12 protein-coding genes are annotated in these 11,921 nt (G+C 35.7%); 2 read left to right on the forward strand and 10 right to left on the reverse strand.

The window, feature by feature from the left end:
- Positions 1–5 precede the first annotated feature (5 nt).
- From lsgF to lsgA, 6 genes are read right to left on the reverse strand one after another with little or no spacing between them, the layout of a single operon-like run.
- Positions 6–809, reverse strand: a complete 804-nt coding sequence (gene lsgF / locus DV428_RS07175) for a lipooligosaccharide biosynthesis galactosyltransferase LsgF (protein WP_162790797.1) — start codon at positions 807–809, stop codon at positions 6–8.
- Positions 810–818: 9 nt separating this feature from the next.
- Positions 819–1,700: a lipooligosaccharide biosynthesis N-acetyl-glucosamine transferase LsgE gene (gene lsgE, locus DV428_RS07180; RefSeq protein ID WP_114909217.1), complete on the reverse strand. Its 882-nt coding sequence runs from the start codon at positions 1,698–1,700 to the stop codon at positions 819–821.
- A gap of 11 nt (positions 1,701–1,711) precedes the next feature.
- Positions 1,712–2,485, reverse strand: a complete 774-nt coding sequence (lsgD, locus tag DV428_RS07185; RefSeq protein ID WP_114909218.1) for a lipooligosaccharide biosynthesis galactosyltransferase LsgD — start codon at positions 2,483–2,485, stop codon at positions 1,712–1,714.
- A gap of 11 nt (positions 2,486–2,496) precedes the next feature.
- Entirely contained in the window at positions 2,497–3,558 is a 1,062-nt protein-coding gene (gene lsgC / locus DV428_RS07190; protein WP_114909219.1) for a lipooligosaccharide biosynthesis family 4 glycosyltransferase LsgC, read from the reverse strand.
- 1 nt (position 3,559) lies between these two features.
- On the reverse strand, positions 3,560–4,474 hold the full coding sequence (lsgB, locus tag DV428_RS07195; protein WP_114909220.1) for a lipooligosaccharide biosynthesis sialyltransferase LsgB: 915 nt from the start codon (positions 4,472–4,474) through the stop codon (positions 3,560–3,562).
- Positions 4,471–5,676: a lipooligosaccharide flippase LsgA gene (gene lsgA / locus DV428_RS07200; protein WP_114909221.1), complete on the reverse strand. Its 1,206-nt coding sequence runs from the start codon at positions 5,674–5,676 to the stop codon at positions 4,471–4,473. The genes lsgB and lsgA overlap by 4 nt, the downstream gene beginning before the upstream one ends.
- 133 nt (positions 5,677–5,809) lie before the next feature.
- Here lsgA and DV428_RS07205 point away from each other — a divergent pair, with 133 nt between their 5' ends.
- A complete protein-coding gene (locus tag DV428_RS07205; protein ID WP_114909222.1) occupies positions 5,810–6,553 on the forward strand; it encodes a YdcF family protein in 744 nt (247 codons plus the stop codon).
- 99 nt (positions 6,554–6,652) lie between these two features.
- Positions 6,653–8,923: a carbamoyltransferase HypF gene (gene hypF, locus DV428_RS07210; RefSeq protein ID WP_114909223.1), complete on the forward strand. Its 2,271-nt coding sequence runs from the start codon at positions 6,653–6,655 to the stop codon at positions 8,921–8,923.
- Between the two features lie 87 nt (positions 8,924–9,010).
- Here hypF and hycI read toward each other — a convergent pair whose 3' ends face one another.
- The 4 genes from hycI to DV428_RS07230 form a co-directional block, all read right to left on the reverse strand.
- On the reverse strand, positions 9,011–9,469 hold the full coding sequence (gene hycI, locus DV428_RS07215) for a hydrogenase maturation peptidase HycI (RefSeq protein WP_046942667.1): 459 nt from the start codon (positions 9,467–9,469) through the stop codon (positions 9,011–9,013).
- Positions 9,462–9,869, reverse strand: coding sequence for a formate hydrogenlyase maturation HycH family protein (locus tag DV428_RS07220; protein ID WP_114909224.1), 408 nt, complete (start codon positions 9,867–9,869; stop codon positions 9,462–9,464). The genes hycI and DV428_RS07220 overlap by 8 nt, the downstream gene beginning before the upstream one ends.
- Positions 9,870–10,564: 695 nt before the next feature.
- Positions 10,565–11,341 carry an NADH-quinone oxidoreductase subunit B family protein gene (locus DV428_RS07225; protein WP_005626090.1) on the reverse strand — a complete coding sequence of 259 codons (777 nt, stop codon included), beginning with the start codon at positions 11,339–11,341 and terminating at the stop codon, positions 10,565–10,567.
- Positions 11,338–11,913: a formate hydrogenlyase complex iron-sulfur subunit gene (locus DV428_RS07230; RefSeq protein ID WP_005626087.1), complete on the reverse strand. Its 576-nt coding sequence runs from the start codon at positions 11,911–11,913 to the stop codon at positions 11,338–11,340. Before DV428_RS07230 ends, DV428_RS07225 begins: the two co-directional genes overlap by 4 nt.
- Between the last annotated feature and the right edge of the window lie 8 nt (positions 11,914–11,921).

The raw sequence follows: 11,921 nt of genomic DNA on the forward strand, positions 1-11,921 counted from the left end.
ATTTCCTATTTACGTAAAAAAGTTAGATAAAGGTTTTTCAATAACGAGGTTGGCAATAAACGAGAACCAAAACGCAATGCAAAAGTAAATAATCCAGATAACAATCCTTGAATTCCCAAACGATATTTTAATTTGAACAAACGCCATTCTGCTTTGGCTTGATTGACACCACGGCGACGACTTACCATACCATTTCCGACTCGTGCATAAACTAAAATATCTGGCAAATTCGCCACATATAAACCTTGTGCGACAAGTTTGATCCACAAATAATAATCTTCTTGAAGATCTTCATATCCACCACAATTAATGACCGCACTTTTTTGATATGCCACCGTCATGTGATTAAACGGACAACGTTTTTGCGTGAATTTGATAATTTCTTGAGCCGACGTTGGCACATTACGATATGCCACAATATCATTGATATTTTCACCAAATTCAGCAATTTGTCCGCCAAAAATGATGGTTTCAGGATACTTTTCAATAAACGCCACTTGCTTTTCAAAACGATCAGGCACGCAAATATCATCGGTATCCATACGGAACACCCAGTCATAAGCACAATGCAATAAACCCTCGTTTAAGGCTTTGCCTAAGCCTTGATTTTGCGGCAATTTAACTAATTTTAATGGCAGTTTTGTTTCAAATTCTGTCACAACGGATTCTAATTCTGGCGTTACTGCGCCATCAAAAACCAATACAATTTCATCAGCTTGACGAGTTTGTGCCACAAGACTTTCAAAACACTCCCGCAAGAATTGAGGATTTTCCTTAATATATAAGGACATTAGGACTGAAAATTTCATTTTATTTTCCTACATAAACCGTTTTAAATTAATGGCTAATTTTGGCGAAATTAAAATAACCAACGTAATAATGAATTGTTTAATGCTTTTTGTTTTCTTAAAAATATCAAAATAATATTTTGCCGCTTTACGCGATAAATTCATGATATAGGGATAAGCCAAAATATAGCTCGCGTTAATATCAAAATTACGAGCTTGCTCTACCGTTTTCACATAATGCTCGCGAATATAATCAATGGCTTTTTGCGTGTTGGTAGTATCCGTAGACACACTTGAACGTTTGGTATGGAAAGTACAATAAGTCAGTGGCTCATTAATTTTATAAGGGGTAAAACTTGGCTCTTGTAGCAGTTTTAATAAGAAATCATAGTCTTCCAAAGAACGAAGTGCGGTGGATAATCCGCCTATTTTTAAAAACGTCTCTTTTTTAATCGCAACCATTGGCATGCCACCAATCTTATTGGCTAACAAAATACGTTCTGTCGAGATTTCTTGGGGTTCAATCGGTTGAGTCACATAAGTAAACCATTCATTGACCATTTCACACTTAGCTGGATGATAAATAAAATTAATGTCTGGATTTTGCTCAATAACTTGTAACACTTTTTCACATTTTTCTGGCATAAAACGATCATCATCATCGAGAAACAGCAACCAATCTCCCTTTGATGCACGCGCGCCAATATTACGACTTTCTGCCGCACCTTGATTCGTTTCATTACGAATCACTGTAACTGGAAAAGAATAGCTTTCCTCAACGACGACTTTCTCTTTGGAGCAATCATCCACAATAATCACTTCAAAATGAGTCGATGTTTGTTGAGTTAAACTTTCTAATAAAGCTGGCACTTCTGTTTTTCGATTATAAGAAGGCACAATAATGCTTAACATAATTCCTTCCTTTAATTAGCCAAATTTTTCTTTATCGCAAAGATTTTTTTCAATGGATATTTCATTAATTTTTTAAACAAATTATTGGATAAAGATCCACGGATACTTTCTAAATTGCTTATCAATACAGGATTTTCAATTACCATGAGAGGGCGAACCACTTTATTTCTTATATTAAAATCCTGTTCGAATAGTAAAAAATCATCCGCTAACCAAAATGGTTTATTTTGGGAAATTTGCTGGATAAATCTTCTTGCAGCTGATTTTTTAATAAGATAGCCCACCGTGCCCGCAAAATAACTTTTATAAGGAAAAGCGTAATTTACATTGCCTGTTTTTTTGCATAAAAAAGAAAAAGTTGTCGGATAATTAATTTCTAAATCAGCATCATTGAAATCATTAATTTTTGACTGCCCAACCAACACAATTTCAGACTCAAGTTTTTCTGATAAAAGTGCGATTAAATTTTGCTGAAAATCTGAGTGGAATAAAGCATCGTCTTCACAGACTAACGCATAGCTATCTTCATCGATGTCATTGTCTTCAACAATTTTTTGGTACACAGAAAGATGGCTTAATGTACATCCTATTTCGCCCTTAGTCACATTACGTCCATAATGTGTCTTAAATTGTTCAACATTAAAAATAGCAGCTAATTCATCCCAATCTTTTTGCATGGTATTAATGGCAGAAAAAATTTGGAAATCCTCAGTATTTTTTTGAGAAAAGAATAATTCCCGACGTTGAATATCTTTATCTAAAGAGATCAAATATTTTTTTAACATACAATTATTCCTTATAAAATCGATTTCCATTCTTCAATAATTTTCTCAATGCCATAATCTTTACTCATTAAACAAGATTTGTCTGACATCTGTTGATAAAGTTCAGGATTATTCATTAATAAATCTAAACCGTTAACCATTTCTTCAATATTATTTTTTTCACAAAGAAAGCCATTTTCTTTATGTTCCACTAATTGCTTTACACCAGGAGAACAATTAAAGGCAACAATAGGTAAGCCAAATGCCATTGCTTCAATAACAACTAAAGGCAAGCCTTCTGTTTGTGAAGGTAAACAATAAATTGAACTGCTTTCATAATAAAAAGCGACATCATTGGTACGAGGAATAAAATTAACTGAATCTTCAATATCCAATGCTTTAGCAAGATTTTTTAAATTCTCTTCTTCCTCACCCGATCCCACTATTTTTAGATTCCAATCGGGGTGATTTTTTGCCAAAACATGCCAGGCCTTTAATAAATAATCAAAACCTTTATAAGAAAATAAATGCCCTACAGATAAAATAGTTTTATTTTCCCATTTTGCTAATTTATTTTTTGGCAAAAGCGTATTTGGATTAGAAATACTGATTATATTGTTCGTTTTAAATTTTTCTTGCCACAGCGTTTTTTCTGATTCGGTTAATGTAACGATTTTATCACATCTTGTTGAAGCTAAATATTTACCGAGTGTGCGAACTAAACGATTGCCAGTAAAGTTAAAAGAATAATGCTCCCATAAAATATGCTTTACATGTAAATTGACCAACGCCAAAGCAGAAAAGAGCATAATCGCACCATCAACCACAATTAAGGTATCTAGCTGCAATTCTTTAACCGATTCTCTTAATTTTTTTGTGATAGAAAAATAATCTTTTTTCAATGAATAGGGCAATTTATTCATTGCGTAAATATTAATTTTTTCATCGACTTGGAAAAAAGGCTTGTTACCTCCAATGCTAATAAAAGAAACATCATATCCCTGTTTAGCAAGAGCATTAGCAACATTAATGGAAACACGCTCCGTTCCACCCGCACTTTCGATATTCATAATAAAGAAACCGATTTTTTTCATCTTAAATTTCCTTATAAATCGTTAATCCCAGGTCTGGAAATGAATCGTAACAGAATTGCCATCTTGGAATACTCGTTCTAATAAAACGGATTTCTACATTAGGATGACTTAATAAATTAAACGCAACAGAACTGAAGAACGTATAAATAATAACCTTTTTATTCGATAAATTCTTAAATACGTAATCTTCAAAAATAAGTTCTGATTCAACATAATTTACCCCATCCACTCGGTAATCTTCTGCTGGATGAGGGAAATAATAGTCAAAAGGAATCTGATCCTTTAATTTTTTTATTAATGAGATGTTTTCTTCTTTTGTATTTAACAATGGTTGCCCGATAAAAAACGAGACTTCGCCATCTATCTCACCATCTACTTTATTATCCCATAAGGAAATAGGTTCAACATTGGGAACAATATTTTTATAATTAGGATAAACTGTATAATGTTTTTTTATTTTGTTAAATAATTTATTCACACTATATTTATCGCCAATAAAGGCTTTAATCAGTTTATATTTAAATGTATCAGGCTCTCTCAATAAATTAGGGTGTGGGAAAATATTATCTGAACCATCATCAAAGGTATAAAGCTCTTTAAATGAAACATGACTAAGATAAGTTTGTAGCCATAATGAATTAAGATTGGCGAGAAAAACCTTATCAAAACTTTTATGCGTAATTTTATTCTTAAGCTGGCGCATTAACTTGAGAGAATCGAAACCTTTTAGATCTTTTCCCGTATCAATGTTCACCGAATCACTACAAACTTCCGCTAATTTACTCGCGTACAAGGTTCTTTTTTTATCCCATACACCACCAAACATGACGCCAAAGAATTGCTCGTTAGGATGTAATTCAATTATTTTTCTCGCAATTAATACTTGCAATGGTGTGCAACAAAGAATGAGATTCATAGGGTTTTACTCACTTTAGATGTCATAAAATAAAGAATAGGAATAATGGAAAGCGAACCAATAATTCCAGCATAAGGGATATATTTAATTTCTGTAAAAGTTAAAGCCACAAGGCTCGCTACATAAATGATTGTAGATAAAACGGAACATTGGGAAATCAGTTTATTTTTCCCATAATAGAAAAGATAATTAACTAAAATCAAATAAGGAATACTTAATGTGGTCGAAATTAAAAATAAAATAAAATAATATTTCGTTCCCACAAATTGGCTACCTAAAATCCAAACTAGCACATCTTCAGGAATAATCCACATGATTAAAGCAGGAATAGGTATCAACAAAAATGAAAATAACGCCCATTTATGTAACTGTTGAATCACTAATTTTTTTTGTTTTAAGGCTTCATAAAAATAGGGAATGATCGCTTTATTAAGTGCTTGAATAGCAATAGAAACCACCAAAGCAAGTTGAGCCCCCATGGCATAAAGCCCTAAATCTGTTTCACTGAATTTATGATAAATAAAAATACGGTCTAACTGCCCTTTTAAGAAAAAGCTCGCATGATGCAAAATGAGCGGTAATCCAAATCCTAAAATATAAAATAATGCAGATTGATAATGTTTAAATTGATATTTTTTAGATGTCGCACTCTTTCTGTAAAGAAAATAAGAAAAAAACCAGACAACTAAATTGCTCAATAAAATTGCCAAAATTCTTTTTTCAACAAGATCATTTTGATAATACTCAAGCAATACGACGGTAAATACCGCTCCAGTAATAGTGAGTGAAAATTGAATAAAAGCATAGGACCAAGCCTTTTTCTGGCATTGTCTTACACTTAGCTGAACATTTAAGAAAGATTGAAAAATTGAAGAAAGTGCGGCATAAAATAATATTTCAGACTGAGCAATCCAACAGCCAATTAGAATAATACAGCCAATTATCGTGGTATAAGCATAGCCGGTATTCACCACTAAATTTAATGAACGTTTTCCGTAAAAATAAAAATAACGGGAAATTGCGCCCTCTTGAGTTAAAGAAACCACAATCAAAAATAAACTTAAAAAAGTTTGATAATAAGAAAGTGATCCATACCCTTCTACGCCCAATTTACGCGATAAATAAGGCAAAAGTAAAAAAGGAACTAACTTTGACGATAATTCCCCAACAAGGTAAATGACACTGTCTTTAAAAACTTTCATAAATATAACCGCACTTTTGATGAATTCGAGCGTTTGTTTATCAAAAAATAAGGGGCTTATTTTAACAAAATCAACATAGACAAGCTATGACTAATCATTATAATGAAACCGCTCTATATCAAGGATCTTATCTATGTTGGAACTAGGAAAACTTCTTACCGCACTTATCGCGCCACCTCTCAATACCTTTGTATTACTGATTATTGCAGCAATTTTTTATCGTGTTCATTTCAAAAAATTAGCCAAATTTATTGCGTTTATCAGTTTCACTTGGCTTTATGTCATGAGTGCACCTTTTACTGGTTTATTGCTAACAGATAATGATGACACTCCAGCCCTTACCCTAGACGACTATAAACAAGCTCAAGCCATCGTCATATTAGGCGGAGGATCTTACCCCACTAAAGAACTTTATGCAGAAACGGCTTCTGGTGCACCGCAACTAGAACGTTTACGTTATGCGGCATTTTTACAAAAAGAAACGGGCTTACCTATTTTAACCACGGGCTATTCTTTGATAGGCATTTCTGAAGGCGATTTAATGGCAAAAGAACTTAACCAATTCTTTAATGTGCCAACGCAATGGATCGAAAATAAAGCCCGTAATACGGAAGAAAATGCCAGTTTCACTAAAAATATTTTAGTGAAAGATAATATTCAAAAAATCATTCTAGTAACAAATCAATGGCATATGAAACGAGCCAAATACCTTTTTGAAAAACAAGGATTTAATGTACTTCCGGCTGCAGCGGCAAGCTATGGCAGCAAAGGAAATCTATCTGCAAAATCTTTTGTTCCTGACTTAGGTGCGTTAAATAGCAATATGGTTTTATTAAAAGAGTGGATTGGTTATTGGAAAGCCCATTACGCACAATAATTTGCTTATAAAAACGAATCTTCTTTGATGAAAATCACAGCTTGCACATATATTTTCGGTTACCATAAAAATCACTCAATTTGATGTAGAGAATAAGTTATGAACGGAATCGAATTACGCATTAAAGGCAAAGTGCAAGGTGTGGGATTTCGCCCTTTTGTGTGGTTATTAGCAAATGAATATGGCCTAAAGGGCGATGTAAATAATGATGGGCAAGGAGTATTAATTCGATTTGTAAATCCAGAAAAAGATGCGCTTACACATTTTTTAAAAGATTTACAGGAAAAACTACCGCCTTTAGCACTGATCACAGATATTCAACAATGTGAAAAACACTGGGAAAATCTACCGCACTTTGCTGAATTTGTAATCCGAGAAAGCGAAAACAATGCGATGGACACACAAATTGTGCCTGATGCCGCCACTTGTCCTGCTTGCGTAGAGGATTTATTCAATCCTGAAAATCGTCGTTATCACTATCCTTTCACTAATTGCACCCATTGCGGGCCTCGTTTTACAATCATCAAAAAAATTCCTTATGATCGTAAAAATACATCGATGTCGGATTTTCCTTTCTGCCCAGATTGTGAACATGAATATAAAAGTCCAGCAGATCGCCGATTTCATGCCCAACCTAATGCCTGCCCAGTTTGCGGCCCGCATATTTGGTTACAAGATAGCGAACATCAACTTGCAACACATCAAACAGCCTTAAAACAAACTGCACTTTTGCTAAAAGAAGGAAAAATTTTAGCAATCAAAGGGATCGGCGGTTTTCATTTGGCTTGTGATGCACAGAATTTCGATGTGGTTCAATTACTGCGAGATCGTAAACATCGTCCAAGCAAACCTCTTGCCGTAATGGTGCCAAGTTTAGATTTTTTACAAAATTTAACAGAAACCGAAATCAAATTACTCACTAGCACAGCTGCACCAATCGTTTTGTTACAAAAAAATAAGGTGTCCAGTCTCGCAGAAAATATCGCCCCGAATCTAAATGAAATTGGGGTGATGTTACCGAGTAATCCATTACAGCATTTGCTTTTACGTGAAATCAATCAACCGCTCGTCATGACATCTGCCAATCCTAGTGGTGAGCCACCTGTTTTAGATAACGAAAGTGCGGTGAAAAAATTAAATAATTTGGCAGATTTCTATCTTTGCCATAATCGCGATATTTTGCAACGCGCTGATGATAGCTTAGTGAGAGCCTCTTTTGATGGCGTGGAAACGCTACGCCGAGCACGTGGCTATGTTCCTGATGAAATTCTATTGAAAACAGAAAATACAAAAAATATCTTAGCGTTGGGTTCTGATCTTAAAAATACATTTTGCCTATTAAAACAAAATAAAGGCGTTGTTAGCCAACATATTGGTGATGCCGCCAATGAGCTTGTGCAACAACAATTAGAAAATAATATCGACTTATTTTGTCAAATTTATCAATTCAAACCGGATTTAATTGCGGTGGATGCTCACTCAGGTTATTTTTCATCAAAAACGGGGAAAAACCTCGCACAAAAATTATCGGTACCCTATGCGGAAGTGTTACATCATCACTCACATATTGCTGCCGTATTGGCAGAACATCATTGTCATGAAAAAGTCATTGGTCTTGCTTTAGATGGAATTGGAATGGGGGATAACGGGCAACTTTGGGGCGGTGAATGTTTATTAGTGGATGGCGAACAATCTCAACATTTAGGTGGATTGCCTGCCGTTGCTTTGCCTGGTGGCGATCTTGCGGCAACTCAACCTTGGCGTAATTGGCTTGCTCATCTGCAAAAATTTGTACCCAATTGGCGTGAAATTGCGGCTAAAACTTGTTCCGAATTACCTTGGGAACCACTCTCCAATGCTATTGAACGTAATCTTAATTCTCCCCTTATTTCATCGGCTGGGAGATTATTTGATGCGGTAGCTTATGGGTTAGGTATTGTGGGTGACAAACTCTCTTGGGAGGGAGAGGCAGCTTGTTATTTAGAAGCGCTGGCCACACAATCTGACTTTATCAAAGATGAAAAAAGTGCGGTCAATATTCACGTTAAAATGCCAATCAAAAATAATCAATTGGATTTAGCCACATTTTGGCAAAATTGGTTGGATTACAATGATTCCAAAGAAAACAAAGCATTTATTTTCCATTATGCGCTGGCAAAAGGTTTTGCTGAATTAGCTCGTCAGCAAGCTAAACGCCACAATTGCAAAACCATTGTACTTTCAGGCGGTGTAATGCATAACCAATTATTACGTCGTTTATTGAAACAAGAGCTTGTGGAATTTAATGTGTTAAGCGCACATCAATATCCAATGGGAGATGGCGGATTAAGTCTAGGGCAAGCAATGATCGCATCAAGATTATCTGGCTAATGCCAAATTCATTTTAGCAAATGTTGCTTATTAACATATAAAAAAACGATCGCAAGTTAAGCGATCGTTTTTTATGAATGAAGGCAATTACAATCGAGTAATTTCGCCTAAATCGCCCCCATCCTTCAAAAATTCATAGAAAAATTCTACCGCACTTTTTACAGCTTCACTCATCGGAAAACCAAAGGAAACAAGATCGGGCTGGATACCAATAAAAATAACCTCAGGAATATCTTCCTCTAATTGCTCGATTAAAAAATTAAGTGGCAAATTATGCGTGCTGACGAAGAACATTTCTGCAATGAGTTCTTTATCGATAATACGAATTTTACCAACGGGCAGTTCCATTTCTGTTGCATCAAAGATAATTAAACGCTTTGGTTTCATGGCCCGGATCTGATGCACAAGATTTTCTGGTGCTGAACCACCATCAAGTGCGGTCCAATTTGGCAACGGATTTTCACTACAAAGCTGAGCAAGATAGGGGCCAGCCCCATCATCGCCCATCATTGTGTTACCAACAGTTAGAATTACATTTTCATTCATCACGACGTTTCACCATAATATACATCACAGGTTCACGCTGGATGGAAGCAAGCGTGTCCATTAAAATATCGACCCATTTTTGATGTTCCGATGAAAAATTGACTCTATTTTCATCAAGTGCCTTAGCCAATAAATTTACATGACTTGAATCAATCACAATTTCACCAAATTTCATTAAGCCCGCAAACTTACGTTTTGCATCCCCTTCAGGGAAGGTATCGACAAAACGTTGGTAATCGGCATAATCACAAATTAGTAATTTTTTAAAGCAGTCAATCACGCCAACATGGTGACCAATCGCAAGAGAATAATACATTACTTGCTTGGCTTGCTCTGGGACTTGCTCATCGTTTTCAACAAAACGCTCATTGAGTAAATAGAAAAAAACTTGGGTTGTCATGGTACGTCCTATAAAACTTGTAAAGTAATTTCTTCGCTAATCAATACTGCCAAATCTCCCCTTACCCCTCTTTGCTAAAGAGGGGGATTCTTCTTTAGCAATAAAGTACTTCTCTCTCATTTTAATTTTCTGTTGTTAGTGCAGAAAACTAGATTGAAATCGACCGCTCTTATTCCTCTCTTTTCCAAAGAGAGGATTCTTCTTTAGCAAGAAAGTATCTTCTCTCTCATTTTAGTTTTCTGTTGTTAATACAAAAAAACAGATTGAAATTGGCCGCTCTTATTCCTCTCTTTTCTAAAGAGGAGATTCTTCTTTAGTAATAAAATATCTTCTCTCTCATTTTAATTTTCTGTTGTTAATGCAGAAAACCAGATTGAAATTGACCGCTCTTATTCCTCTCTTTTCCAAAGAGAGGATTCTTCTTTAGCAATAAAGCATCTTCTCTCTCATTTTAGTTTTCTGTTGTTAATGCAGAAAACTAGATTAAAATCGACTACTCTTATTCCTCTTTTTGCCTAAAGAGAGGATTTTTCTTTAGCAATACAGTATCTTCTCTCTCATTTTAATTTTCTGTTGTTAATGCAGAAAACTAGATTGAAATCGACTGCTCTTATTCCCCTCTTTAGCAAAGAGGGGTAAGGGGAGATTTGGCAGAAATCAAAACGGAGCTATTAGTTTATTTATCAATCGTTAGACTATCCCGAAAACGGCATACTAATTGCATGTAATCGGTTTACGATTTCACTCAAACGAGGATCCGCTTCACGTTCCAAAAATTCGCCAAGGCGAACACCAAATGGAACCTGATCTTTTTCAGACATCATACTCATAAATTGATTAGCAATATCTCCACCTTGTCGATAGCCCGCCAAACGACGCGCTTCACGTTCTAATTCCACGCGTAAATCTAATGGAATATTTGGGAAACGTAATTTAGCCTCAGCATTAGGATCGGCAATTTCTTGTTTACCTTTGAGTTTTTGATCAAGTAAACCAAGTGCCATTGCAAAACCATAAATAGTCGCCGCTGGAGTTGGAGGACAACCGGGAATATACACATCAATTGGTACAATTTGATCGCTACCGCCCCACACGCAGTACAAGTCATGGAAAATACCGCCACCACAACCGCACGCTCCATAAGAAATACAGATTTTTGGATCGGGTGCAGCTTGATAAGCACGCATTGCCGGTGTACGCATTGCACGAGTTACCGCACCAGTAAATAATAAAATATCCGCATGGCGAGGTGATGCAACAACCTTAATCCCAAAACGTTCTGCGTCAAAGGTTGGTGTAATGGTACTAAAAATTTCAATTTCGCAACCATTACAACCGCCACAGTCAACACGGTAAACATAAGCGGAACGTTGAATATTTTTCAACAAAGTTTGTTTCATTTTCGCAATGTTTTCATCCACGCTAAATGGCGTTGAAATACCATTCACGGGCATTGGGATTTGTGTGTTCATCTTGCAATCTCCCTAACGTGATCAAATAATGCCAATTTCACGCGCATATTGGATTCCATATCGGCGGTTTTTTCCAAACTGTTTTGGCGTTTACAGGTTGGGCAAGTGTTGAGCACCGCTAATTTATGTTTTACCAGTTCATCGTTATCCAACGTTTGTTTGAATAAATCCACGGCATAATTGAGTTCTTTATGAGAAACAAAAGGTTGGCCACATTGATGACAAATCGTTGTAGTAAAGGTTGTTTCTTGATAAAGATCCTGTTTATTGCTAACTGATAATTCAAAATCTTGGCTTAAACGAATCGCTTTTGTTGGGCAAACTTCTTCACAACGGCCACAGAAAATGCAGCGGCCTAAAAATAATGACCAAGTACGTTCGCCTGTTTCTGGATCGGTACGCATGGTAAGCGCATTAGCTGGACATGCCATTGTACAGGCTGCACAAACAATACATTGATCAGAGTTCAGTTCTGGTTTACCACGGAAATCAGGATCAACTTCATAGGGTTTAAACGGATATTTAGTGGTAACATCCCCTGCATTTAATACGGTTTTAAGTAATTTAAACATTGTGCGCC

The sequence above is a fragment of the Haemophilus haemolyticus genome (assembly GCF_003352385.1).
GTDB classification, from domain to species: Bacteria; Pseudomonadota; Gammaproteobacteria; order Enterobacterales; family Pasteurellaceae; genus Haemophilus; species Haemophilus haemolyticus_I.

Bases quoted from the DNA above. Each gene is read 5' to 3' on its own strand.
- lsgF (WP_162790797.1), bottom strand. From the start codon at position 809: ATGAAATTTTCAGTCCTAATGTCCTTATATATTAAGGAAAATCCTCAA.
- lsgE (WP_114909217.1), bottom strand. From the start codon at position 1,700: ATGTTAAGCATTATTGTGCCTTCTTATAATCGAAAAACAGAAGTGCCA.
- lsgD (WP_114909218.1), bottom strand. From the start codon at position 2,485: ATGTTAAAAAAATATTTGATCTCTTTAGATAAAGATATTCAACGTCGG.
- lsgC (WP_114909219.1), bottom strand. From the start codon at position 3,558: ATGAAAAAAATCGGTTTCTTTATTATGAATATCGAAAGTGCGGGTGGA.
- lsgB (WP_114909220.1), bottom strand. From the start codon at position 4,474: ATGAATCTCATTCTTTGTTGCACACCATTGCAAGTATTAATTGCGAGA.
- lsgA (WP_114909221.1), bottom strand. From the start codon at position 5,676: ATGAAAGTTTTTAAAGACAGTGTCATTTACCTTGTTGGGGAATTATCG.
- DV428_RS07205 (WP_114909222.1), top strand. From the start codon at position 5,810: ATGTTGGAACTAGGAAAACTTCTTACCGCACTTATCGCGCCACCTCTC.
- hypF (WP_114909223.1), top strand. From the start codon at position 6,653: ATGAACGGAATCGAATTACGCATTAAAGGCAAAGTGCAAGGTGTGGGA.
- hycI (WP_046942667.1), bottom strand. From the start codon at position 9,469: ATGAATGAAAATGTAATTCTAACTGTTGGTAACACAATGATGGGCGAT.
- DV428_RS07220 (WP_114909224.1), bottom strand. From the start codon at position 9,869: ATGACAACCCAAGTTTTTTTCTATTTACTCAATGAGCGTTTTGTTGAA.
- DV428_RS07225 (WP_005626090.1), bottom strand. From the start codon at position 11,341: ATGAACACACAAATCCCAATGCCCGTGAATGGTATTTCAACGCCATTT.
- DV428_RS07230 (WP_005626087.1), bottom strand. From the start codon at position 11,913: ATGTTTAAATTACTTAAAACCGTATTAAATGCAGGGGATGTTACCACT.